This is a genomic window from Vibrio sp. ABH4_348, from assembly GCF_056159765.1.
The window spans coordinates 2,004,203-2,030,227 of the sequence record NZ_JBSWVW010000001.1 but is presented as its reverse complement, the minus strand read 5'-3'; the positions used below and the strand labels follow the sequence as shown (position 1 = coordinate 2,030,227).

The 26,025-nt window shown below is 45.1% G+C and carries 19 protein-coding genes; 14 read left to right on the top strand and 5 right to left on the bottom strand.

Annotated features, from left to right (window positions below; translation table 11 throughout):
• The first annotated feature begins 33 nt into the window (after window positions 1–33).
• From folC to purF, 4 genes are all read left to right on the top strand, one after another.
• Window positions 34–1,299, top strand: a complete 1,266-nt coding sequence (gene folC, locus ACXAFJ_RS09295; RefSeq protein ID WP_475322975.1) for a bifunctional tetrahydrofolate synthase/dihydrofolate synthase — start codon at window positions 34–36, stop codon at window positions 1,297–1,299.
• Entirely contained in the window at window positions 1,299–1,829 is a 531-nt protein-coding gene (locus ACXAFJ_RS09290; protein ID WP_475322974.1) for an SPOR domain-containing protein, read from the top strand. The genes folC and ACXAFJ_RS09290 overlap by 1 nt, the downstream gene beginning before the upstream one ends.
• Before the next feature lie 61 nt (window positions 1,830–1,890).
• A complete protein-coding gene (locus ACXAFJ_RS09285) occupies window positions 1,891–2,388 on the top strand; it encodes a CvpA family protein (RefSeq protein WP_475322972.1) in 498 nt (165 codons plus the stop codon).
• A gap of 27 nt (window positions 2,389–2,415) precedes the next feature.
• The gene (purF, locus tag ACXAFJ_RS09280) at window positions 2,416–3,927 is read left to right on the top strand and encodes an amidophosphoribosyltransferase (RefSeq protein ID WP_475322971.1); all 1,512 of its coding nucleotides are present in this window, start codon (window positions 2,416–2,418) and stop codon (window positions 3,925–3,927) included.
• Between the two features lie 68 nt (window positions 3,928–3,995).
• Here purF and znuB read toward each other — a convergent pair whose 3' ends face one another.
• Together znuB and znuC are read right to left on the bottom strand one after the other, a co-directional pair.
• Window positions 3,996–4,781 carry a zinc ABC transporter permease subunit ZnuB gene (gene znuB / locus ACXAFJ_RS09275; protein WP_475322969.1) on the bottom strand — a complete coding sequence of 262 codons (786 nt, stop codon included), beginning with the start codon at window positions 4,779–4,781 and terminating at the stop codon, window positions 3,996–3,998.
• The gene (gene znuC, locus ACXAFJ_RS09270; protein ID WP_475324101.1) at window positions 4,778–5,563 is read right to left on the bottom strand and encodes a zinc ABC transporter ATP-binding protein ZnuC; all 786 of its coding nucleotides are present in this window, start codon (window positions 5,561–5,563) and stop codon (window positions 4,778–4,780) included. The genes znuB and znuC overlap by 4 nt, the downstream gene beginning before the upstream one ends.
• Window positions 5,564–5,646: 83 nt before the next feature.
• On the opposite strand from znuC, the gene znuA reads away from it, so the two are divergent.
• The gene (znuA, locus tag ACXAFJ_RS09265; RefSeq protein WP_475322968.1) at window positions 5,647–6,546 is read left to right on the top strand and encodes a zinc ABC transporter substrate-binding protein ZnuA; all 900 of its coding nucleotides are present in this window, start codon (window positions 5,647–5,649) and stop codon (window positions 6,544–6,546) included.
• A 322-nt stretch (window positions 6,547–6,868) separates the two neighbouring features.
• The gene (locus ACXAFJ_RS09260; RefSeq protein WP_475322966.1) at window positions 6,869–10,096 is read left to right on the top strand and encodes a helix-turn-helix domain-containing protein; all 3,228 of its coding nucleotides are present in this window, start codon (window positions 6,869–6,871) and stop codon (window positions 10,094–10,096) included.
• A gap of 958 nt (window positions 10,097–11,054) precedes the next feature.
• Here ACXAFJ_RS09260 and ACXAFJ_RS09255 read toward each other — a convergent pair.
• The 3 genes from ACXAFJ_RS09255 to ACXAFJ_RS09245 all read right to left on the bottom strand — a co-directional run bounded on the left by ACXAFJ_RS09255 (window position 11,055) and on the right by ACXAFJ_RS09245 (window position 16,315).
• Complete coding sequence (locus ACXAFJ_RS09255) at window positions 11,055–11,483, bottom strand: HIT domain-containing protein (RefSeq protein WP_475322965.1); 429 nt, start codon at window positions 11,481–11,483, stop codon at window positions 11,055–11,057.
• Window positions 11,484–11,555: 72 nt separating this feature from the next.
• Complete coding sequence (argS, locus tag ACXAFJ_RS09250) at window positions 11,556–13,289, bottom strand: arginine--tRNA ligase (protein ID WP_475322964.1); 1,734 nt, start codon at window positions 13,287–13,289, stop codon at window positions 11,556–11,558.
• Between the two features lie 248 nt (window positions 13,290–13,537).
• Window positions 13,538–16,315: an insulinase family protein gene (locus ACXAFJ_RS09245; protein WP_475322962.1), complete on the bottom strand. Its 2,778-nt coding sequence runs from the start codon at window positions 16,313–16,315 to the stop codon at window positions 13,538–13,540.
• A gap of 293 nt (window positions 16,316–16,608) precedes the next feature.
• On the opposite strand from ACXAFJ_RS09245, the gene sixA reads away from it, so the two are divergent.
• The 8 genes from sixA (at window position 16,609) to ACXAFJ_RS09205 (ending at window position 26,016) form a co-directional block, all read left to right on the top strand.
• On the top strand, window positions 16,609–17,073 hold the full coding sequence (gene sixA, locus ACXAFJ_RS09240) for a phosphohistidine phosphatase SixA (protein WP_475322961.1): 465 nt from the start codon (window positions 16,609–16,611) through the stop codon (window positions 17,071–17,073).
• Window positions 17,074–17,247: 174 nt separating this feature from the next.
• Window positions 17,248–19,341 carry a flagellar biosynthesis protein FlhA gene (flhA, locus tag ACXAFJ_RS09235; RefSeq protein WP_475322959.1) on the top strand — a complete coding sequence of 698 codons (2,094 nt, stop codon included), beginning with the start codon at window positions 17,248–17,250 and terminating at the stop codon, window positions 19,339–19,341.
• A gap of 32 nt (window positions 19,342–19,373) precedes the next feature.
• Window positions 19,374–20,903 carry a flagellar biosynthesis protein FlhF gene (gene flhF / locus ACXAFJ_RS09230; protein WP_475322958.1) on the top strand — a complete coding sequence of 510 codons (1,530 nt, stop codon included), beginning with the start codon at window positions 19,374–19,376 and terminating at the stop codon, window positions 20,901–20,903.
• Window positions 20,904–20,924: 21 nt separating this feature from the next.
• Window positions 20,925–21,812: a MinD/ParA family protein gene (locus ACXAFJ_RS09225; protein WP_475322957.1), complete on the top strand. Its 888-nt coding sequence runs from the start codon at window positions 20,925–20,927 to the stop codon at window positions 21,810–21,812.
• Window positions 21,805–22,539 carry an RNA polymerase sigma factor FliA gene (locus ACXAFJ_RS09220; RefSeq protein WP_475322955.1) on the top strand — a complete coding sequence of 245 codons (735 nt, stop codon included), beginning with the start codon at window positions 21,805–21,807 and terminating at the stop codon, window positions 22,537–22,539. The genes ACXAFJ_RS09225 and ACXAFJ_RS09220 overlap by 8 nt, the downstream gene beginning before the upstream one ends.
• 42 nt (window positions 22,540–22,581) lie before the next feature.
• The gene (cheY, locus tag ACXAFJ_RS09215) at window positions 22,582–22,950 is read left to right on the top strand and encodes a chemotaxis response regulator CheY (protein ID WP_475324100.1); all 369 of its coding nucleotides are present in this window, start codon (window positions 22,582–22,584) and stop codon (window positions 22,948–22,950) included.
• A 45-nt stretch (window positions 22,951–22,995) separates the two neighbouring features.
• On the top strand, window positions 22,996–23,718 hold the full coding sequence (locus tag ACXAFJ_RS09210; RefSeq protein ID WP_475322954.1) for a protein phosphatase CheZ: 723 nt from the start codon (window positions 22,996–22,998) through the stop codon (window positions 23,716–23,718).
• Between the two features lie 9 nt (window positions 23,719–23,727).
• A complete protein-coding gene (locus ACXAFJ_RS09205; protein ID WP_475322953.1) occupies window positions 23,728–26,016 on the top strand; it encodes a chemotaxis protein CheA in 2,289 nt (762 codons plus the stop codon).
• The last annotated feature ends 9 nt before the right edge of the window (window positions 26,017–26,025 follow it).

Below are 26,025 nucleotides of genomic sequence, written 5' to 3'. Positions count from 1 at the left end.
GTAAGGTCAGACCTAATAAACCCAGTTAATTAGATGACTCAACACTCAATTCCACAAGCCACATCACCTCTTTCGATGTGGCTTGATTATTTAGAATCCATCCACACCTCTGCAATCGACCTAGGTTTAGATCGCGTTGCAAAAGTTGCAGAAATCGCACAGCTTACCAAACCCGCTCCGACAGTAATAACGGTTGCCGGAACGAATGGCAAAGGCTCAGCTTGTGCATTGCTAGAAGCCATTTTGCTTGATGCTGGATATAGCGTTGGTGTCTACAGTTCTCCTCACCTTATTCACTACAATGAACGCGTCAGAATAAATGGTGACGTATTGGCAGATGAAGAACACTCTGATGTCTTTGCTTATCTCAATCAAGTGCGTGGTGAGGTTAGCCTTAGCTTTTTTGAATTTGGAACATTAGCGGCACTAGAGCTGTTTAAACGCCATCAAGTACAAGTCGTACTTTTGGAGGTGGGACTAGGCGGTCGGTTGGATGCCACCAATGTCGTCGACCACGATGTGTCACTGATCACGAGTCTAGCTCTTGACCATGTCGATTGGCTTGGGGATGACATCAATGTTATCGGATTTGAAAAGGCGGGTATCTTCCGTAGCGGCCGCCCGGCGATTTGCGGTCAACCTATGGCTCCACACACAGTCGCTGCTCATGCAGATGATATTAACGCTGACTTCCATCAAGTCGGAATTCAATTTGACTATCAGCAAGAATCAAATTATGTATGGAGCTGGTGGAGTGGGCCATATCGATTAGAAAACCTGCCGGTACCTTCGTTACCCTTGCCTAATGCAGCGACGGCCTTAATGGCATTGGGTAAAAGTGGGCTAGACGTGTCCGATGTAAACATTGTGAACGGCTTAGAAAATGCAAAACTACCGGGCAGGATGCAGATTTTAAGTCAGCAGCCTACCGTTATTTTGGATGTAGCTCATAACCCGCATTCCGCTGAATACTTTGTTTCTCGCATTCAACGTGATTACCCAGGAATGACTACTCATGTCGTGATAGCGATGTTGCACGACAAAGATATCAAGGAAACCATTCAAGTTCTTAAAACTTTGAGCAACAATTGGTATCCGGCGTCGTTATCTGGTCCGCGAGCCGCAAGTTATGACGAGCTTCTAACACACTTACCACCAGACACGGTAGGATATGACCATCCCGTTGAGGCGTATAGGCAAGCGGTAAAAAATGCATCGGAAAATGATTTGATTATCGTTTTAGGGTCATTTCATACCGTAGGTCAGGTATTAGAGCATTGGCATAAGGAACAAAAATAGTGGCAAGTCAGTTTCAAAATCGATTACTCGGAACTGTGATTTTGGCCTCCATTGGCGTTATTGTCTTGCCGGATTTACTGGATGGCGAAAAGGTTCATTACCAAAACGACACGGCAGCAATACCTATTCGTCCCAATATCGCCGAGCAGCAAGAAAGCTTTGAGATATTGGAGCCTATTGAAGATGTCGCTGTATTGCCAGAATCTCCAGTTATGGTAACGCAAGAACAAAATCCAGAATCGGACTCCTTGACTGTGGTTGAACGTCAAGTGCCTGAGCCGAACGACTATCAAGACAGCGCTTGGATTATTCAGCTTATGGCGTTAAAGAATGCCAATAATGCGGAAAAACTGGTCGCTGACTTACGCAAACGCGGTTATCAAGCACATACCAAACAAGAAAATGGTTTTACACGTGTGATTGTTGGGCCTGATGTATCCAAAAGTAAACTTGAAACTCAAATTACTGAGTTGAAAGCGATCACAGGCTCAAAAGGTCAATTGCTGAAATTTAAACCACTCAACCCTTAAGAAAACGTTTGCGTCGCGTTTTTTTCTGTTAAAATGCGCGCCAACTTAAGATGTAGATTCAATGAATACGTTAGACATAATCATTTTAAGTGTGATCGGCTTGTCAGCTTTGATCAGTGTAGTTAGAGGCTTCGCGAAAGAAGCATTGTCTTTAGTGATATGGGTAGGGGCTTTTTTTATCGCCAGCCAGTACTACGCCAAATTGGCGGTGTACTTTACCAATATTCAAGACGAGTTATTCCGCAATGCAGCGGCTATCGCGGCTTTATTTGTGGCAACTCTAATTGTTGGAGCACTGATCAACTACTTGGTCGCTCAATTAGTGGAAAAAACGGGCTTGTCCGGTACCGACCGAATGTTAGGTGTGGTGTTTGGAGCGGTACGTGGTGTGTTGATTGTGTCAGCTGGTTTATTTTTCCTCGAGGCGTTTACCGCTTTCGATGATTCTGATTGGTGGCAGGGTTCGCAACTTGTACCTGAGTTTAGTCGGATAATTTCTCCATTTTTTGAGCATTTACAAGCAACCTCCAGTTTTTTAACTAGCTCAATAAAGAGCTAGAGATTGTCGCAAATCGAGGATTAGGACATGTGTGGTATTGTTGGAATCGTTGGCTCTACGCCTGTAAATCAGTCAATTTATGACGCTTTGACTGTGTTGCAGCACCGTGGCCAAGATGCCGCTGGTATTTGTACCATAGAAAGCAATCGTTTCCGTCTGCGTAAGGCGAACGGTTTAGTGAAAGATGTATTTGAAGCAAAACACATGCAGCGTTTGGGCGGCACCGTCGGTATCGGCCATGCTCGTTACCCGACTGCAGGTAGTTCTAGTGCTTCAGAGGCTCAACCTTTCTATGTGAACTCACCATTTGGTATTTCACTTGCTCACAACGGTAATTTGACTAATGCTCAGTCAATCCGCGAAAAGCTTTTTGAAAAAGATCGCCGTCACCTAAACACCACATCGGACTCAGAAGTATTACTCAACGTACTTGCGCACGAGATTGATACCGTAAAAGGTAATGTGAACGCGGAAGACGTATTCAGAGCAGTAACTAACGTACATCGCACAATTCGCGGTGCTTATGCGGTTGTCGCGATGATTATCGGCCATGGTTTAGTTGCGTTCCGTGACCCGCATGGAATTCGACCACTGTGTTTGGGTAAACGTGAAGAGAATGGAAAAACGGAATACATGGTTGCATCTGAATCCGTTGCACTAGACGCCGTAGGCTTTGATTTTGTGCGCGATGTTGCGCCAGGTGAAGCGGTCTACATGACGTTTGATGGTGAATTGCACACCAAGCAATGTGCTGACAACCCATCATTAAACCCATGTATCTTTGAATTCGTTTACTTTGCTCGCCCAGACTCGTTCATTGACAAGATTTCAGTCTATAGCGCACGTGTGGAAATGGGTAAAAAGCTAGGTGAGCGCATTAAAGACGAATACGCTCATCTGGACATTGACGTCGTTATTCCAATTCCGGAAACCTCATGTGATATCGCATTGCAAATTGCTCAAGCGATTGACAAACCTTACCGTCAGGGTTTCGTAAAGAACCGCTATGTAGGTCGTACCTTTATCATGCCGGGCCAGCAGCAACGCAAGAAGTCTGTGCGTCGTAAGCTAAACGCGATTCGCTCAGAGTTCAAAGGTAAGAATGTACTCTTAGTTGATGATTCTATTGTACGCGGCACAACTTCTGAGCAAATTATTGAAATGGCTCGAGAGTCAGGGGCAAACAAGGTGTTTATGGTGTCAGCAGCACCAGAAATTCGTTTCCCGAATGTATATGGTATCGATATGCCAAGTGCTAATGAGTTGATTGCACATGGCCGAGACAATGAAGCAATTTGTAAACACATCGGTGCCGATGAGCTGATTTTCCAAAGATTAGACGATTTGGTTGAAGCAGTTGGCTTAGGTAATGACGAAATTAAAGTATTTGAAACATCGGTATTCAATGGCGAATACGTGACCGGTGATATCAATCAAGAATACTTAGACTTCTTGGATTCATTACGCAACGATGACGCCAAAGTCCAGCGTGAAATTCAACAAGAGCTAGCTAACTTAGAGCTTCATAACGAAGGTTAGGCTCTGACAATTTTAAAAAGGCTTCCATGTGGAAGCCTTTTTTGATCTTGGGTTTACTGTTGAGTGAGCTAAGCGCGTTTTGGCACCAAATAGCCAAACAAAAATAGGCTGGTTGCTGCAAGAACAACGGATGGGCCTGCTGGAGTATCCCAGTGCCATGAAGCACTTAATCCAAGCAGAATTGAGCAAGAACCTATCACGGTCGCAAGTGCCGCCATTTGAACAGGAGATTGGGCAAAGCGACGCGCAGCTGCGGCAGGGATAATCAGTAATGAAGTCATAATTAATGCGCCAACAAATTTCATTCCCATCGCAATAACCACGCCGACCAGCATCATTAGCAATAGTCGCATTAAGTCAACATTGTGTCCTTCTACTTGGGCGAGATCTTCGTTGATGGTGGTAACCAACAGCGCATTCCAACACTTGATGATCAGCAGTAACACAGCGACACAACCTGATGCAATTATCAATAAATCGTCCATAGAAACTGCCAGCAGGTCGCCAAATAGATAACTCATAAGGTCGACGCGAACATTGTCCATAAAGCTCAACGAAACCAATCCGACAGATAGAGAACTGTGCGCCAGAATACCAAGCAGCGTGTCGGTGGCAACAAGTTGTTGTTTTTGAAGTGCGACTAAAATAGCGGCTAAACACAAGCAGCAAATGAGTAGAGCAAGGTATAAATTCACTTCCAGTAAAAAGCCTAACGCAATTCCCATTAAAGAGGCATGAGCTAAGGTATCACCAAAGTAGGCCATCTTACGCCAAACAACAAAAGAGCCCAAAGGGCCAGCAACGAAGGCAATAGCTAAACCAGCCAAAATGGATGGCAGTAAAAAATCAATCACAGCTTAGGGTGTCCATGTTGGTGAGAGGAACAGGTGTGAGCATCACCATCAACAGGTTCGCCGGCGAGGTCATGATGATGCTCATGGTGATGATGATAAACGGCGAGCGTGTCAGCAGAGGCTTGCCCAAACAGCTCAATATAGCTCGGATGTTGCGTGATATGTTCAGGTGCTCCAGAACAACAAATATGGTGGTGTAGACAGATCACATCATCGGTTTTCGCCATGACTAAGTGTAAATCGTGTGAAACCATAAGCACGCCACATTGAAAACGTTCTCTCAATGACTGTATTAATTCATACAACTCAATTTGACCTTGAATATCCACGCCTTGTGCTGGTTCATCCAAGACTAATAGTTCCGGTCGTCGCAATAGCGCTCTCGCGAGCAGGATTCGCTGAGTCTCGCCACCGGATAAGGTGTGCATGTTGCTTTTGAGTAAATGCTCTGCACCTACCAATCGCATCGCGTCTTGAATTTCTTGCTGGCTGTATTTGCCCGCCAACTTTAAGAAGTGATGGACATTTAAAGGAAGTGTGTCGTTGAGTTTTAGCTTTTGAGGTACGTAGCCAATGCGAAGCCCTTTGTTTACAGAGCGTGTTCCTTGACTGGGTTTTACCAACCCTAAGACGACCTTCACTAACGTTGATTTACCGGCACCATTGGGCCCGATTAAGGTGGTGATTTTCCCTTTTTTGAGAGCAAGATTGATGTTGTCTAACGCGATTTTGTTTCTGAAGTGAACACTTACATTATTAAGTTCAACTAAGTGGGAAGACATGGTTTTGATAGTTTGCAAGCTTTGAATGTTATAATGTAACATTGCGTTCCAATTACCGCCAAATAAGTTTGATTGTTATTCCCATGCGACAATTTTCGATTCTATTTTTCTGTGCACTGTTTTTTAGCCAAGTAGCGCACTCCACGACTGTGTTGACCAGTATTAAACCAATTCAACTCATAGCACTCGAGTTGACTAAAGGCGTCTCTAAACCAGAAGCCTTAATTGCGGCCAATGCGTCACCACACGACTATGCCCTCAAGCCATCTGATATACAGCGTTTGTCTCAAGCAGATCTGTTTGTTTGGTTTGGCCCGGGTTTAGAACCTTATTTGGCAAAAACTTCGAGTAAAGCGGATGACGTGCTGACAATATCTAATCTAAAAAATATTGAATTGCTCGATTTCTCTGAAGGCCATGACCATGATCACGGGCACGACCATGGCCATGACCACGGGCAATACGATCCGCATTTTTGGCTTGGCTATGCGAGCACTTTACAAGTAGCAAAATCTGTTTCAGAAAAATTGGCTGAAATAGATTCCGTTAATGCCGAGGTGTATGAAAAGAACTTTCGAGAGTTTAAATCAAACTTGGACAATGTGCAGGCTGAGATTTCAGGGTTGTTGGCGCCATACAAAAATCATGGATACTTTGTTTTTCATGATGCTTACCGTTACTTTGAACAAGATTTCCCACTCAATAGATTGGGACACTTTACTGTTAGCCCAGAAAGAAAACCTGGGGCTAAGACGCTAATCAAAATAAAACGTACTCTAATGAGTCAGGAAAATGTGTGTGTCTTTTCCGAGCCTCAATTTATCCCTGCGGTTATTGAGACTGCGACACGAGGCACAACGGCAAAGTCAGGGGTATTAGACCCATTGGGTACGGATATTAAAGTGGAAGAGGGCGCTTATTTTAATTTCAAACGCCAGTTAGCCAATCAATATCTAGCTTGTTTTTCTCAAGGTCAATCCTAAATTTATGAGAGCCTAGCAATTTTGCGTTGTTAGGCTCTTTGCTTTTCGTAATTCCACGTGAGCGTCTCACATTGACATAAACCCCAGTTTGAACCGATACCGCTTTTTTAACTAAGTCTTTAATACTCAGTTCTTAGACTTTTTACCAACTAGCCTTAAGATTCTCTTAAAACAACGTCGATCTCTCTTTTTTAACACGATATATTAATTAGAATTCATATCATTTTTTGTTGATGTTCCCCTTACCTGACAACGTCTTATGGTGTAACTGTTGCGTTTTATAACTTTGTTGCTGACATTGATACCTTGCCTAGCATTTTCAATGAATAGCGTGCCCTCTGTTTTCTACCCTTTGCCTACGGCATTACAGGGGCAGTTTGTTGCGGCTAAACAAATGTTTACCAACGAAGATGGGGGTGTTTGGGTTCATAATGTACATGGTCAAGTTCGTTTATTCGATGGCGCGGCATTGTTGCCACATGATAGTTCCGCACTCGATAAAGCTTATGATGAGTTAACCTACAATCAGAAGCATTTCTGGACGTTTTCAAATAACCAAGTCTTTAAAACTAAACCCGGTAAAGAAACACAATTGGCCTTCGAATTGGAGCCTGGGGTTGAGATTGAAAAGATTGGCTCATCAGCGAATTTCGTATGGGTGGCCGATTCGACCCATTTTTACTATTTCAATACCATTTCTAACGAATTGACACCGCTTTCGTTAATTGAATTGTTTAGGTATAGCCAAAAAAGTGCTCTGACGGTCAATGATGCGGTGATGGCAAATAGCCGGTGGGTGATTGCAACAGACGCTGGGGTTTACCTGTCAACGCCTAACGGCTTCAAGCATGTGGCGTATTCGAAAAAAGAAGTGGCCTCTAAGCTGTATTTCTCTCGTGCGCGCAAAGAGCTCATCATAGGTACCAACATTGGCGCCTTGATTGTCAACGTGGTGAACTTCCAACAAGACTTTAAGTGGATTTTTTCTGGCCCAGTTCAAGACATTATCGAGACCGAAAGTGAATACTGGATTGGCTCGAAAACAGGTTTGTATATCTACTCGTTTCTTGAAGACAAAACACGGCTTGAAAAGAACGATTATTCAAATCGGTATTTGTTGCAGAGCAACAATATTAAATCTCTGCTAAATGACCAGCGCGGTGGCATTTGGTTGGCGACCGAAAAGGGCGTTCAATACTATTCGTTGTACAGTAGTAAGTTTACTCGTTCAGAAGAAAGTTTTATTTCTTCTGATGAATTTCCGCATACCGTCAAACCAGCACAATCTTTTGATGGTCAGTGGATTATTTCTAGTAGAGCTCTCTATCGCTACCAATTGGGAAAAACGCCACAGACTTACTACTCAGGTAAGGTCAATGACATGGTCGAGCGAGACGGTAAACTTTGGCTTGCCACAGACCAAGGATTAGTTTGCTTAGATGTCGTGACCAGCAAAATGCTATCTGCAAAGATGCCCGCTTCACTCGATACTCGTCGAGTTGACCGCATATCTCTTACATCGAACAATGAGATATGGGGTATCGCTGAAGACGAAATTTGGTGGTATTCGCCTAGTACAGAAAGGTTTGAATCTTATACTGCGCCATGGCTTGTTCAAGGATACTCGACTCGCGTCACCGATATTTCGGTTTCTTTCGATGAAAGTCTCTGGGTCGGCACCGATCAGGGTCTGTATGTCTTCGCAAATGAACAAGTTACATACATAGAAGACACTTTTCGATATGGTGAAGTCGTCGATATTTTGCCGACAGACAAACAAATTTATGTCGCTGCGAGTTACGGGGTATATCAAGTCAATATGACCGACCGCAGTATGACGGTCATTGACATGGTCAGCCCCGGTGCCAGCCCAAAATGCTGGGTTAAGGTTAACGATGACCTTTGGTTGGCAAGTTCACTTGGCTTGTCTAGATACAATACTTATAACCAGATGATGGGACATTTTGGAGAACCGAATGGTTTGTTAAACAACGAACTGTTACCCAGAATGTGTGCGATCTCCAATAATGTCAGCCTGTTGCTGGGCTCTCGCTATTCCATGATCGAAGTCGATACCGACTTGCTGACAGCGAGCCCTTCCCAAGCCCCTAAAATCATCGTCAGTCAAATAACAGTGGATAACGAGCAGCTATTACTTGGTAGCTTGCCTGAACACGACTTAGAGTTCGATAACAACAATTCGATTACGTTTCAGTTTGGAGTGTTACCCAACGTCTTGGACGCCCATTTAGATTATCGTCTAGGGGACCACGGTGATTGGTTACCGTTGGATAGTGCAACCTTGACTTTCGGTGACCTAAAGCCAGGTAGTTATCAACTGAATGTTCGTTTGTCTCGGAGCCATTACTTTGATTCGTCTGTAAGTACGATACGATTCAAGGTAGATAAACCTTGGTATGTGACCACGCCTGTTATTCTAATTTACGTCGTGTTTTTGGCGGTCGTGACAACAATCGGTTTGTCTTGGCGCGCCCATTTAGTCGCACAAAGCAATAGGCGTTTGCGTGCGCAGGTTGCTCTGAGAACGGATCAATTGCGTCATCAGAGTCGGGTTTTACTATCTAGTAACCAGCAACTCAACAAACAGCTAAAAGTACGACAAGCTCTTGAGAAGCAAAAGATACAAGAGCTTAAAAAACGTTTATCGGACATTCCTATTGCCGATGAACACAGTAAAAAGCTATCGACTTGGCTAAAAAGTACCGTCAGTGAATTATGGCGCGCAGATAGTGAAGGGGCTTTGTCAAAGCAGACTGCTGAAAATTTATCAGTTGTCCTAGAGTCGACACGAGATGCATGGGTAGATGAATTTAGTCGAATTGGTATCGAGCTTGAGTGGCATGATACGACCGATGGCAACGGTTTTGTCACCGTAGATAAGTACCCGCTAGAGGACTTGTTTGGCACTTTATTTGAATCCTTGACTAAACGTTGCTTCCGCGGGCAGAGGGTAGAGGTCATCATCGAGTTTGAGCATAACTATGTGGTAGCCAGTATTCTTGACCAAGGGATGCCAATTGCCGCTCACCAAGAGCAGAAGTTGTTGTTTGATGAGCTTCAATCGAAGATAGAGCTTTCCGGTGGTGAGATCGAATCTAAAAGAGTCGCGTTGAATAACTCAGTCAAAGTGCGATGGCCTAAGCACCAGTTACCAGAGTTGGCTACCTATCAGAATGATAACCACCCGCCACAGATTATTGTCAACGACGACCCATGGCTACGAAAAATTGAGGACTTAGTATCTGAGCACTTTGCTGACCCCGAATTTGGTACGTCAGCCATGGCGAAACTACTGCACATGTCAGATCGCAGTTTCCAGCGAAGGTTCAAATCTTTGTCTGAACGTACGTTTAAAGAGTACCTAACCGAATATCGCTTGGAGAGCGCTTGTCAACGTCTGCTGTCCGGTGACAAAATCTCTGACATTGCTTTTGAAAGTGGCTTTAACGATCCTTCTTACTTCAGTCAGCGATTTAGACAGCATTTTGGTGTGTCACCGACTCAGTTTATTGACAGCCAATCGCTATAGTCAATTCAGCTCGTTTTCTTAAGTTGCTTGATTACGTGTCTTGTGGAATATCGGACACGGCAAGTTAATCACACGGGTAAGTTTTGCTTCTCATACACAACGTCAACTTCAGTACTTTTCAACAACTAAGTAGCCGCTTGGCACTAGTCTTAGTCGTGCCCTAATGCCCATTAACACCTGACATTGGATTGTAGTAATGCCCCTAGTTGAATAAAACGCTTACAGCTAATTCAATTCAATAACTTAATAAATGAACAACGTGACATCAGATACGTGTGAATTAGAGAAAACGGCGATAATTGAACAGGGTAATTCGGGGAAAGAAAAAAATGTCGTGGTACGGCCGGGGGGACCATACCACGGGTGCCAACGACACCTTCGCTTGCTGCCGGAGTGGTGCTTGCACACCACCTCTGGAATACAGAATCAAGACTATCGCCTTGATGGGTTTACTATAGGTATATGCACTTAATTTATTTATAAAATAAACGCCATCTTGTTATGAAAAATGCGACTCGAATTTAAGTTAATGAAAAATAAGAAAATAAATGTTCACTATTTTGAGTTAATCTAAAAAAGTGTGATATGCATCCAATGATAGAGTGCTCACTAATTCTATTTTGACGAATTTGACGTCGAGTTGTTTTGACGTTATTGACGAGGGTGAAGGCATGAATTGGGAGAATTAGAGTCAAGTGGTTGAGTTACATCAAAATAAAAATGCAAAGATCACTATGTGTTGCATGAGAATCTTCCCAATTGTCTCTTCAGGAAATCTGCCTTTATTATTTATGAAAAATAAGATCAGCAAACTAAAGATGTATTTTCGTATCTACAGTGGCGCGAATACTGATACGCAGACATACCTATAATGGAACTTACCAATCGGTTGGCGGTTACGGGACTAAATCGAAGACAATTAGGGTGATGTCTACAGCGTTTTTCAGACCTACTGATATTATTTTGTAGCGACGAACTGAGAAGACCTAGCCAAAACGTTCTGAATACGTGAGCACAAATCTGATTGTGCTTGTTGGTCACGAAATAGGCCTTGAGTATTGCCCCAAATAGGAGCGGGCCAACAAGAATCAGATTTGTAACGACAAACATGATGGAAATGCAGTTGAGCAACGACATTGCCAATCAGAGCTAGATTTAGTTTGTCTGGCGTGAAGAGTGCCTCCAACGTTTGACTCACAATACGAGATTCGGTGAGTAGTTGCTGCTGTTGTTTGATTGATAAGTGATGCAACTCGGTAATGCCTGCAACTCTTGGTACCAAGATAATCCAAGGCGAAATGTCATCACGGTGCAGCAGTACGTCACAAAGAGGAAGTTGCCCTAAGCAAGTCGTGTCATTTTTCAGTCTTTCATCGAGTTGGTACATGGAAAATATAATCTCTTGGAGGTAAAAATGGGGCTAAAAAGCCCCATATATCAAAGGAAAATCAGTTTGAACTTACATACGCTCAAGGGTTTCAATACCTAGTAATGACAGGCCTTGCTTAATCGTTTTTGCAGTTAGAGCGGCCAACTGTAGACGGCTAGTTCTAACATGTTCGTCTTCAGCAGTAAGAATCGGGCACGCTTCATAAAAGCTTGAGAACTGACCAGCCAACTCGAACAAGTAAGTACACATTAGATGTGGTGTACCTTCTTTTGCAACAGACAAGACCGCTTCTTCAAACTGGAGTAACTTACTCACTAGCGCTTTTTCTTTTTCTTCGTTTAGGACAATGTTACCACTCTGGGAATCCATGGCGATGCCTGCTTTAGCGAAGATTGAAGCAACGCGAGTGTAAGCATATTGCATATAGGGTGCTGTATTACCTTCAAATGCTAACATGTTATCCCAATCGAATACGTAGTCCGTAGTTCGGTTCTTTGAAAGGTCGGCGTACTTAACTGCAGCCATGGCGACAGTTTTAGAGATTTTTGATTTAGCTTCGTTATCTAAGTCTGGATTCTTAGATTCGATCAAAGCTGCGGCACGAGTTTCCGCTTCATCAAGCAAGTCGCTAAGACGAACAGTACCACCAGCGCGTGTTTTAAATGGTTTACCGTCTTTGCCAAGCATCATGCCAAACGCGTGGTGTTCAAGAGAAACGCTTTCAGGTACATAACCAGCCTTACGAACGATTGTCCATGCTTGCTGCAGATGTTGATGTTGGCGAGAGTCTATAAAGTAAAGTACGCGATCGGCACCAAGTTCTGTGTAACGGAATTTTGCACACGCAATGTCCGTCGTCGTATACAAGAATCCACCATCGCGCTTTTGAATGATAACGCCCATAGGCTCACTATCTTTATTTTTAAACTCGTCCAAGAAAACGACTTGCGCTCCATCGTCTTCCTGCGCTAAGCCTTGTGCTTTAAGATCAGCGACGATGTCTTTTAATAATGGGTTATACATACTCTCACCCATTACGTGTTCACGCGTTAGTGAAACACCCAGGCGGTCGTAGTTGAACTGGTTTTGCTCCATAGTGATATCGACGAGTTTTGCCCACATCTCACGACAATACTCGTCACCACTTTGTAGTTTCACAACGTAGCCGCGCGCGCGTTCTGCAAACGCCTCGTCCTCGTCATAAAGCTTTTTAGATTCGCGATAGAAGGCTTCAAGATCGGACAGCTTCATCGACACTTGATCATTTTCTTGCTGAACGCGTTCTAAGTTGGCAATCAACATGCCAAACTGCGTACCCCAGTCACCGATGTGGTTTGCGCGAACCACGTTGTGGCCAAGAAATTCAAGTGTGCGGACGACGGCATCACCAATTATGGTTGAACGAAGATGGCCAACGTGCATTTCTTTGGCGACATTTGGCGCCGAGTAGTCAGCAACTACGGTTTGTGCTTTTTGTTGGGCGACACCTAAACGCGGGTCTGCCAATGCAGCCTTAGCTTGTTTCGCCAAAAACTCGTCATTAAGAAAGATATTAATAAAACCCGGACCTGCGATCTCAGCTTTTGACGCCACTTCACCTAAATCAAGTTGATCAATCACTTTTTGAGCCAATTCGCGCGGGTTCATACCCAAGCGCTTAGCTGCGCCCATGACACCGTTGGCTTGGTAATCACCAAATTGTGGCTTGGAAGATTGACGAACTGCAGCTTCGCTGCCTTCTGGCGCACCGGCTTTGACAAGTGCTGCTTTAACTTGATCATTGATGAAATTTAATATGTTCACACGGTTTCCTTTGTAGAGGTATACGTAAAACAGGAGTCTTACGCAAAGTCAGCCTACAAGTGATGGTACTGACAAAAAATGAGACGAAATTGCCCAAGATTATAACAAGGATACATACCAAAGTAACCTCAAGATACAGGATTCAAAGCTTAATACTTTGGAGCGGTGCAAGAAAGAACGCACCGTGATATGACGAACCTTTTCTAAATTTTATGACGCGGAATTTAGCAAAGTATATGCTCCAACTGCTAACCCAAATCGCAATCCTTTGGTCGCAATTGAAACTCTTTAACCGAGCCAATCTCTTGGCCTAAAGACAAGGGTTTACTGTTCAAGTGACTTTCGCCATGAGCATGCATGATTAGACGATTGGCAGTGCGAGGTTTGAGCTCATTGACCACAAACCGAATCATGTCAGAACGGCTAAGCGCTTTAAGATCGGCTAGCACTTGCTCGCGATGACTAAAATCGAAGTCACGATTGCCTATCGCAATCCATAGGCGTTGTGCTTTGCCCCTTAGTGTTGTGTCTGGCGTTGCTATTTGATTCCACAAACCGCGTTTACTGCTGTGCCATTGATATTCATTGAGTTCAAGAAGCACCATATAGAAGGCATTGAGAAACTCATCGATAGATTGAATCAGCTCGCTAGGGGAGGCATTAGGCGATTGCACATAGAGCACCATACCAGGGTGACGGTTGAGTGGTAGATTGCCAGTACCCACCATATAACCAAGCTGTTGCTTGGTTCGAATTTCGTGAAAGAAGGTTGCTGACATCAGATGGTTGGCCAAGGAATACAAAGCAATATTCTTGGTCGATGTGTCTTCACTCTGATGGTAGATGACGACGGCCGAGTCGGGTTGCTTGCAAAACACCTCACGTTGAAACGTTCCCTGTTCGCCTAACATCACTAAAGGTCGCAGTGACTCTTCGTAGCGCTGGTCTTTTACTCGTAACGCATTTTTGACTGTATCACCCAGCTTAAGGGATTCACTCTCTATCCAATCGCCATAAACAAACATGTCGACATGCAATTCATCCAAGATAGCATCGACAAAAGGAGCCAAGTCTTTTACTTCTATGGTGTTTAGCGCTTTGAGCAACACCGAGTAAGGGGGGTTATTAGGTTGCAGTAAACCCGTTAAGGCGTTGAATAACTGAGAAACAGGCCTATCTTGGGCGGCGTTTTGCCAGTGTCTTGTTAATTGCTCACAGATGGCGTCAAAGCGTTCGGCCTTAAAACTTCGCTGGGCGAAGCGCGACAATATGACTTTTAGTAACTCTGGTTGTCGATGACTAAAACCGGAAAGCGTCAATGTGACCCCACCCTGATGGGTGTACAGATTGTACCCAATTCCTGCAATTTCCGCTTGATAGGTTTCTGTTGCCAAGTTATCGAGAAACATCTCTACACAGAGGCGAGTCATCACGATATTACGTTCGTTGGCCACGGCGTGGGGACTATCAATGGCGATGTACACCATGCCCTTCGGCAAATGGAATTGACTATCCTGTTGATGCCAAAGTGTGAAGCCTGGAAGCCGTTCTAAAACAGTAGGTTGATCTTTGTGAGTTTGCAGCGGTTTAGGGGTTAGGTCAAACACCACGTAAGGGTTTTGAAGTGGCAGCGAAAAACTCAGTTCACTTGTTTGTGTCGTGAGGTTCTCAAGTAGCTCATCGGATATCGACGTGACTTTGTAGGGCGCGTCGTACCAGTTGGCTATTTTGTCCGTTTCAACATTTTGACTAATAATAGTGCGACGCAAGTTATCAGGAACCAATTTAGCGGCGATTTCCTTGAGCAAGGCTTCGTCGTAATGACTCATTAAATAATCGCCACAAATAATATCTTCCGGCTCATAGCTCTGAATGTTCATCACTAAATGACTAACAAGATCGATGGGCCGAGCCGGCTCGTGAAACTGAAAGGCCGCTTGCATCACCGCCTGCTTTTCCAAGTAGCGCCATTCATCAAAGCCTTGCTCAGTTATCAGTCGGATATAGCTAAATACTGCGAGCGTAATATCATCTATATATTCGAGCCCTTCCTCGGTCAGCCCAAGACTAACCGTAAACTCTCTAAAGTTGCTGCCGCTGGTTCCACCTCCCGCAGATAAACTGGTGATCCAACCATTATCCTTCAATGCCAGCATCAAACTGTTTGGGCCTTCATAACCGATCAAATGGGCAAAGTAAGATAGTGGTTTAGTTCGATAATGTTTATCCATGCCCTCAAACGGGAAAGATAAAATCAGCTTACGAATTTCCTTAAGCGGTTTGACGTTGACGTCTACGGCGAGGTGTTCGTTCTCTACATAAGCTGTGGTGACTTGTTTTGGAAAACGTTGGTTGTTTTCAATGTCAGAAAAATACTGCTCCGCAAGTTGTTGAAGCTCATCGAGATATTGAGGTCCGAGCAGGGCTAGTGACATCAAATCCGCGGAATACTGAGTTTGGTGAAAGTGAACAATTTCATCGCGTAGGTTGGTATCCGGTCGGTCAGCCAAGGTCTGTTCGTTGCCCACGGAAAATTTTGAAAATGGGTGCGCTTGGTTTATGCACTCTTTATGAACCTGATACAAACGACGTGAATCATCTTTGTATTTGAGCTGGAACTCAGACTCTACGGCTTGGCGCTCTTTTTCTAACAACTCTTGATTAAACAACGGAGCGATAAAAAATTGGCTGAATCGCTCAAGGCCTTGAGCGAGGTATTTCGGTGTAATGTCGAAGAAAAAACAGGTGTGCTCTGTGCCAGTCCAGGCGTTATTCACCCCCCCGTGTTGCGCGACAAATTGTTGAAATTCGCCAGCTTTGGGAAACTTTTCTGTCCCAAGAAACAACATGTGTTCCAGGTAATGTGCCATGCCTTGGCGATCATCAGGATCGTCGAAATGACCAACATTGACGGCGAGCGCTGCGGCGCTTTTTGTCGCAGTTTTATCACTGACTAGCAAGACTCGAAGCCCGTTTTTCAGCTCAACATATTGATAATCATTGCTGTCGTTAGGGCTTATGTGCACAATACGCCTCCTCAAGGTTTACTATACTCAGTATGAACTTGAATTTTGCTTGTGGAAAGCTCGATCGAGTTAAATGTCAATAACTGCATAAAATATCTGAAATATTTAGAGTTATTTTTCAATATCGATACGCAAAACAAGGCGTTTTTACACAAGAGCAAGCATGGGTAGTTGGTTTTGTGTCGAGTTGCTCGAGGTTTTCAACACCGGAATAAGCTAGCTTGAATGTTATCAGTGCTAGTGACTAGTACGAGACAACCACCTCTATTTACGTGGAATTTAGGAGATTGGCGATGAAGATTTACATTATGCGCCATGGTGAAGCCCAACATTTTGCAAGTTCAGACCCCGAAAGAGAACTGACTCAAAGGGGAGTTGAGGCATCGGTTTCCGTCGCGAAAAACTGCACGCAACAAGGTATAGTTCGCTTCGATAAAGTGCTGGTGAGTCCGTACATAAGAGCCCAGCAAACGTGGCAAGCGATATCTTCTTGTTTTCATTCCGATTCCGTGGAAACCAATTCAGACATCACCCCGTACGGGGAATCCAGTTCACTGTTCGACTACTTGCTCGCGCTGGCAGAAGTTGAAAACCTAGAGAGCTTATTGATTGTGTCTCACCTTCCTTTGGTGGGTTATTTAACTGCCGAGTTTGTCTCCTCCATTGCACCGCCAATGTTCCCGACCTCTGGACTAGTGTGCATCGATTACGATAGATCATCCAACCAAGGTTCTATCGTTTGGAAAATCCATCCTTAACCGACCAACTAGTTAAGTAGTTGCAAACTGAATAAAAGCAACTGAGGGTGTGTTGCTTGGTTAAGTCTGTTTGGCTTTCTGCCTAGTCGATATTTTGACTGTTTAGGTGGACTGCTTTTTGCATTATTCCTTACAGTACTCAAATTGTAACGAATATTCAGTGGCTTACAGGCTATGAAGCTAACCCTTCCTTTCGCAGATAAACTACCAAACATTCCAAAACGTGCGATGCCGGCGATTGGCGCGCCAGTAATGGTCTTGGCGACATTAGCCATGGTGGTGTTGCCGATACCACCATTTTTATTGGACTTATTTTTTACTTTTAACATCGCTCTGGCCATGGTGGTGTTACTGGTTACGGTTTATACCAGACGTCCACTGGATTTTGCAGCGTTCCCAACCGTATTGCTTATTGCAACCTTACTTCGTTTGGCGTTAAACGTGGCATCAACGCGAGTAGTCTTACTGTACGGTCATGAAGGCCCGGAAGCAGCCGGTAGTGTGATTGAAGCGTTTGGTAGTGTGGTTATTGGTGGTAACTATGCTGTGGGTTTGGTGGTCTTCCTGATTCTCATGATCATCAACTTTATGGTAGTAACGAAAGGTGCAGGACGTATTTCCGAGGTAAGTGCTCGCTTTACGTTAGATGCCTTACCCGGTAAGCAAATGGCAATTGATGCTGACCTCAATGCTGGCTTAATTGATCAAGAACAAGCCAGAACACGTCGCAGCGAAGTGACCAAAGAAGCCGATTTCTATGGTTCGATGGATGGTGCATCTAAGTTTGTGAAAGGCGATGCCATCGCGGGTATTTTGATTCTGTTTATCAACATCATCGGCGGCTTGTCTATTGGGATGATCCAATATGATTTGGGCTTTGGTGAAGCCATAGAAATCTATACCTTGCTAACTATTGGTGATGGCTTGGTGGCGCAAATTCCTTCTTTGATTCTGTCAATTGGCGCCGCGATCATGGTCACGCGTCAAAATACAGACGAAGACATGGGACAACAAGTCGTGTTCCAGATGTTCGATAACCCCAAAGCCTTGATGATCACGGCGGGCATTTTGGGTGTAATGGGGCTAGTACCGGGGATGCCCCACTTTGCGTTTTTGCTGCTTGCTTTAATCGCGGGTGGCGCAGCGTATTTGATTCACAAAAAGCAGCTTAAAAAGCAAGAAGAAGCGGCCTTACCGGCAACTCAAGAAACAGAATCCCCAACGCCAAAAGAACTGAGTTGGGATGATGTTCAGCCAGTCGACGTGATTGGTTTGGAGGTTGGCTACCGATTGATTCCTTTGGTCGACCGAGATCAAGGTGGTGAGCTGCTTGAACGTGTGAAAGGGGTGCGAAAAAAACTCTCTCAAGACTTCGGTTTTTTGATACCTGCTGTGCACATACGCGACAACTTGGAGCTGACTCCAAACTCTTACCGAATTACCCTGATGGGGGTGGCTGTAGGCGAAGCGGAAATACGGCCGGATCAAGAACTCGCCATCAATCCGGGACAAGTCTATGGCTTGATTGAAGGTGAACAAACCATTGACCCTGCGTTTGGCTTGGAAGCAGTTTGGATTCAACCGGAGCAGCGAGAACACGCTCAGGCACTGGGTTACACTGTAGTCGATTCCGCTACGGTACTCGCCACTCATTTGAGTCAACTACTTACCAACAACGCCTCTCAACTGCTTGGACATGAAGAAGTACAAAACCTTCTTGAGATGCTTGGACGCTCCGCACCTAAGCTTATTGAGAACTTCGTTCCTGACCAATTAGCATTGGGTGTGGTGGTGAAAGTGCTACAGAACCTGCTCAATGAAGGGGTGCCAATTCGAGACATCCGAACCATAGTCCAAACACTGTCGGAATACGCCAGTAAGAGTCAAGAACCTGACATTCTCACCGCCGCCGCTCGTATTTCCCTTAAGCGACTAATTGTCCAAGAAATCAATGGTATAGAGCCTGAGCTACCTGTTATTACGCTTATTCCTGAGCTGGAACAAATATTGCATCAGACAATGCAGGCTTCAGGTGGAGAATCTGCCGGAATTGAGCCAGGATTGGCGGAGCGATTGCAATCCTCGTTGAGTCAAGCAACACAAGAACAGGAGCTGAAAGGTGAACCAGCTGTGTTGCTGACATCAGGAGTACTGCGTTCGACCCTAGCGAAGTTTGTTAAAAATACCATACCGTCGCTGCGAGTACTGTCTTACCAAGAAGTACCTGATGAAAAGCAAATACGCATAGTACAGGCGGTGGGAAATTAGCGACAAACAGACTGTTGTAGCAGGTAACCAAATTGAAAATTAAACGTTTTTTTGCAAAAGACATGCGCTCAGCGCTGCTCCAAGTGAAGGAGGAGTTGGGTGATGATGCGGTTATCATGTCGAACAAAAAAGTGGCGGGTGGCGTTGAGATTGTTGCTGCGGTTGATGCTGATGCTCAGGCCAACCGTGCTCCAGCCACTCAATACAGTTCGACGCCGCGCTCTCGTCCGAGTCAACAGCCGTTAGGTAACCCGCAATCTCGAAGCCAACAGGCTTCTGCCCAACGCGCCTCAACGAGTGTCGGCCGAAGTCAATCAGACAGACAATTAGCCGATGACAGAGTGAGCTTAGGTGGCGTAGGAAACCCCAGAACCAAAGCGCATTTTGCCAACATGCTAAAACAGTATTCAGGCGGCCATCACCAAGACAGTGATGAAAGCGAGGCGGATTCTCTGGAATCACTGCTGCAACGTCAAAGCTCAAATCGCCAACAAGACAATCGATTCCCTGAGTCGTCCGTGAAAGTCAGAGAAGACTCGCCTTTGGCACGTTTGATCGCAGAAGAACGCGATACGGGTAAGCGCGACAATGGTCCAAAGTTAGATCCGAGTCGATACGATAAAAAAGCTCCTCAACCACAGCAAGTTGCCAACCAAGAGTTGGAAGATATGCGCGATGAAATGACGTCGATTCGCAGACTTTTGGAGCACCAAGTATCGGGATTAATGTGGCAAGAGGTTGAGCGTCGCGAGCCGCTAAGAGCTATGCTTATAAAGCGTCTTCAACGCATGGGGGTATCGGAAGACCTCGCGGACCAGCTAGCGTGTTATATCCCTGAAGACACACCGCCAACGAAAGCGTGGCATGCATTATTACGCCTTGTGGCTGACCAAATTCCAGTATCCAAACAAGACATCCTTAAGCGCGGGGGCGTGGTGGCTTTGTTAGGACCGACTGGAGTAGGAAAAACCACAACGGTAGCAAAACTGGCAGCGCGAGCTGCAATGGAATATGGCGCGGATAACGTCGCGCTTGTGACCACGGACACATTTCGTATCGGTGCCCATGAGCAACTCGCCATTTATGGCAGAATTATGGGATGCCCCGTAAAAGTTGCTAAAGATTCCAAAGAGTTAGCCGATGTAATCTATCAGTTAAGAAATAGAAAGCTAATTCTCGTTGATACCGCAGGTATGGGACAACGAGATGTCAGGTTGTCTGAGCAGTTAGATACCTTGATGCATGAGAGTGGTGAAATCATTCATAGCTACCTTGTGCTTCCAGCAACAGCTCAGCGCCGAGTATTACAAGAAACAATCGACCATTTTAGACGTATTCCGCTGTCGGGCTGCATTATGACCAAGCTAGATGAATCTCTAAGTTTGGGTGAGTTTTTGAGTGTGGTTGTTCAAAATTCGTTACCGGTGGCTTACATCGCTAACGGACAACGCGTTCCAGAAGATATTGTATTAGCGCAACCGAAATACATGGTAGCGAAAGCAAATGACCTTTTGGAAAAGTCGGCAGAGAACGAACCCCATTACTGGACTAGTGAGTCCTAAGGTTCTGAGCGGCGAATAGTTATGACAGGTAATATGATTCAAGATCAAGCAAGCGGCTTACGCAGGCTAACTCAGCCCTCAATGACCAAAGTTATTACGGTAACAGGTGGTAAAGGTGGCGTTGGCAAAACTAACGTTACATTGGGCTTGGCTATTTGTATGGCGCGCCAAGGCAAAAAGGTTATGGTACTGGATGCAGATCTCGGCCTCGCAAATGTCGATGTAATGCTCGGAATCCGGCCAAAACGTAATTTAGGTCATGTACTTGCTGGAGAATGTGACTTAAAAGATGCTATTGTTGAAGGACCACATGGTATAAAGATAATACCGGCGACCTCGGGCACGCAATCCATGACAGAGCTAAGTCACGCTCAGCATGTAGGTTTGATTCGCGCCTTTGGTACGTTGGAAGATGAAATGGACGTGTTGCTGGTGGATACCGCCGCGGGCATTTCGGACATGGTAGTGAGTTTTTCGCGTGCTGCACAAGACGTAGTAGTCGTTGTTTGTGACGAACCAACATCGATTACCGACGCTTATGCTTTAATTAAACTATTGAGTAAAGAGCACCAAGTTCAGCGTTTTAAGATCGTTGCGAATATGGTTCGCAGTTATCGAGAAGGGCGTGAGCTATTTGCAAAATTGACTTTGGTTACCGAAAGGTTCTTAAGTGTCAGTTTGGAATTGGTGGCTTGTATCCCTCTTGACGATAAAGTTCGCCAAGCGGTGAAAAAACAAAAAATAGTGGTTGATGCATTTCCGCGCTCTCCAGCAGCACTTGCCATTGGCTCTCTAGCTACTAAAGCACTCACTTGGCCGATTCCAAAAACACCAAGTGGTCATTTAGAATTTTTTGTAGAACGATTGCTAAATCGAACAGAATCACTAGAGGAACCGTTTGGTGAATAAGGCTTTGACCTACGAACAATACGCAAACCAAGATAGCCAGAGAGCATTTTTAGAAAAATACTCTGTTCTGGTGAAAAGAATTGCGCACCATTTGTTAGGTCGATTACCACCAAGTGTTCAAGTTGAAGACTTAATTCAAGCCGGCATGATTGGTCTGCTTGAAGCGCAAAAAAATTATGACGGTAGTAAAGGTGCCAGTTTTGACACCTATGCGGGTATCCGAATTCGAGGAGCAATGCTCGATGATATTCGCAAAGGAGATTGGGTACCTCGCTCAGTTCACAAGCACAACCGTGAAATTGGTCAAGCAATCTCAGTATTAGAAGGTCAACTCAATCGAGATCCTACCGATGCCGAAGTGGCCAAGCATTTAGAACTTACGTTAGACGAATACCACTCAATTTTGGCAGATATTAACTGCTCAAAGTTAGTTGGAATTGAAGATTTGGGCGTATCTGCCGATGTAATATCGTCTGCTGATGATGAAGAATCGGATAGTCCATTTAAAGGCGTTGTGGATGAAAATTTCCGCAAAGCTTTGATTGAATCGATAAAATCGCTACCAGAACGTGAAGCTTTGGTACTTTCGCTCTATTATGATGAAGAGCTTAACTTAAAAGAAATCGGTGAAGTAATTGGCGTTAGTGAATCTCGCGTAAGCCAAATACTGAGCCAGTCGATGCAACGTTTGCGCACTAAACTCAATGCGTGGACAGGAAATGATTAAACACTGAAATCTCAATCAGTGGAGGCAATTTTGAATAAAAACATGAAGATCCTTATTGTTGACGACTTTTCAACAATGCGACGTATCGTTAAAAATCTGCTGCGAGATTTAGGATTTAACAACACACAAGAAGCAGATGATGGTTTGACTGCGCTTCCGATGTTAAAGCAGGGTGGATTCGACTTCGTAGTGACGGATTGGAACATGCCAGGCATGCAGGGTATCGACTTGTTGAAACACATTCGCCAAGACGATGAACTCAAACATCTTCCTGTATTGATGATCACGGCAGAAGCCAAGCGTGAACAGATCATCGAAGCGGCCCAAGCGGGTGTGAATGGCTACATTGTTAAGCCTTTTACAGCGGCAACGCTTAAAGAAAAACTCGACAAAATATTCGAACGTTTATAAGTCGTTTCATCGAGTGATAACCAGCGTGGGGAAGGCCAATTTAGTATGATTTCACTAGAACAAGCCAAACAACTGGTTGACTTGCTAGAGCAAGGCAACCAAGAAGACGCAGACGCTCTCGTTAGACAAGCCTATGAGAACGCTTCGAATCCAATGGTACAGGAAATTGGTGAATTGACTCGGGATTTGCACGAGTCAATTAAGCAGTTTTCCGCAGACGATCGCATTACAGAGATCGCCACGGACGAAATACCTGATGCACGAGACCGTTTGCAGTACGTCATCGAAAAAACGGAACTGGCGGCGAACAAAACCATGGATGCCGTTGACCGTTGTATGCCAATCGCAGACAACTTACATGAGGGGCTACTTCAAGTGCGCCCTAAGTGGAATGAGTTAATGCATGGCCGATTGGAGTTGGCGGAATTCAAAGCGTTATGTCATCGAATTGACGATTTGCTTGGTCAGGTTGAAGGCAATAGCTCTGAATTGCGAGGTCAATTGACCGATATTCTTATGGCACAAGACTTCCAAGATCTTACGGGACAAATCATACGCCGCGTTATCACCCTAGTTAATGAAGTGGAAGGGAGATTGGTTGAGATTCTTACCGTGTTCACGGCAAATCAATTAGGCCAAGATTCTGATAACAAAAATAAAAGTAAGTCGACCGAAGCTGAAGGTCCAATTCTTAATCCTCATGAGCGCGAAGATGCGGTTGCATCTCAAGATGAGGTTGACGACTTACTCTCCAGCCTTGGATTTTAGGGGTAACGTATGAGCTACGATTTAGACGAAGATATTCTACAGGACTTCTTGGTCGAAGCAGGCGAAATACTAGAGCTGCTTTCTGAACAATTGGTTGAACTGGAAAATAATCCAGACGACAAAGATCTCCTTAATGCCATCTTCCGAGGTTTCCACACGGTAAAAGGCGGTGCGGGTTTCCTAGCACTCACTGAACTAGTCGACACCTGTCATGGTGCCGAAAACGTGTTTGATATTTTGCGAAACGGTCAGCGTGAAGTGACGTCATCTTTGATGGATACCATGTTGAAGGCGTTGGACACGGTAAACGAGCAATTTTCTGCGGTCCAAGATCGCAGTGATATGCCTAAGGCCGAGCAATCATTACTTGATGAACTACATCGTTTGAGCAAACCTCAAACGGAAGATGAAGCCGCAGAACCAGCAGCACCAGTTGTTGAAGAACCAGTAGTAGAAGCTCCACCAGAGCCTGTGGTAGAGGCACCCGTGGTTGAGCCAACACCTACAGTTAATCAATCTGAAGTCACTAGCGGTCAGTCTATCGACGAAATTACGCAAGACGAATTTGAAAAGTTGCTTGATGAGCTTCATGGTAAAGGCTCTGCACCTGGTACTGATACGCCTGCACCAGCCGCACCTGTGTCTCCAGCTCCTGCAGCTAGTGCAGACATGAGTGGTGACATCACTGATGACGAATTCGAAAAACTGCTAGATGAGCTTCACGGCTCAGGTAAAGGCCCTTCAGCCGAAGATGCGCAGAAACCGGCTGCAACGGCTACGCCGCCACCTCCACCGCCTAAATCGAGTGAGCCGATGCCGTCGACGCAAGCGATTGCTGGTGGCGATGACTTAATGACGGACGACGAGTTCGAAAAACTTCTCGATCAGCTACACGGTTCAGGTAAAGGTCCTTCGATCGAAGAACTAGAGCAAGCAACTAAGCCAGCTGAGACCCCGGCACCTGCAGCGAAACCGGCAACATCAACGCCGGCAGCGGCTCCAGCAGCTCCAGCAGCGGCCAAGCCTGCTCCGACTGCCGCACCTAAAGCGGCGCCAGCTACAGAAAAACAGGTGCCAGCGAAAAAAGAAGCGGCAGCACCAGCGGTGAAAAAACCTCAAGCCGAAGCTACAGTACGTGTTGATACTTCAACGCTCGATATCATTATGAACATGGTGGGTGAGTTGGTATTGGTTCGTAACCGACTTCTCAGCTTAGGTCTAAAGAGTGCCGATGAAGAGATGTCCAAAGCAGTAGCTAATTTGGACGTAGTGACTGCTGATTTGCAGGGTGCGGTAATGAAAACCCGCATGCAGCCAATCAAGAAGGTATTTGGTCGTTTCCCTCGAGTAGTACGCGACTTGGCACGAAGCTTAAACAAAGACATTGCGCTAGAAATGCGCGGTGAAGAAACTGACCTAGATAAAAACCTGGTAGAGGCGCTAGCCGATCCATTGATTCACTTGGTTCGTAACTCCGTTGACCATGGTATTGAAATGCCAGATGCGCGCGAAGCGTCTGGAAAACCACGTCAAGGTAAAGTGATTCTGTCCGCTGCCCAGGAGGGCGATCATATCCAACTTGCTATCGTTGATGACGGTGGCGGTATGGATCCAGACAAACTTCGTGGCATTGCGGTTAACCGCGGCATGATGGATGAAGATGCGGCGTCACGCCTGACAGACAAAGAATGCTACAACCTAATCTTTATGCCAGGTTTCTCGAGTAAAGAGAAAATTACCGATATCTCAGGTCGTGGTGTTGGTATGGATGTGGTGAAAACTGCCATCAATACGCTGAACGGTTCGATTGATATTGATTCTGAGTTAGGTAAAGGCACCAAAATTACCATCAAAGTGCCACTGACATTGGCTATCTTGCCAACTCTAATGGTCGGAGTCTCGGGCAATCCATTTGCATTGCCGCTGGCAAGTGTTAACGAAATCTTCCATTTGGATTTAAGCAAAACTAACGTCGTAGACGGTCAGCTAACCATTATTGTTCGCGAAAAATCGATACCACTGTTCTATTTGCAAGAGTGGTTGATGCCAAGAAGCGCTTCAAGCGACAAGCGCAATGGCCATGGGCATGTGGTTATCGTTCAATTGGGAAGCCAGCGTGTCGGATTTGTGGTTGATACCTTGATAGGACAAGAAGAAGTGGTTATCAAACCGCTTGATAACCTACTACAAGGAACACCGGGTATGGCTGGTGCGACTATCACTAGTGATGGTCATATCGCATTGATTCTTGATGTGCCTGATTTGCTAAAACAGTACGCGGCTGCATCGCGTATCTAAACCGCCAGC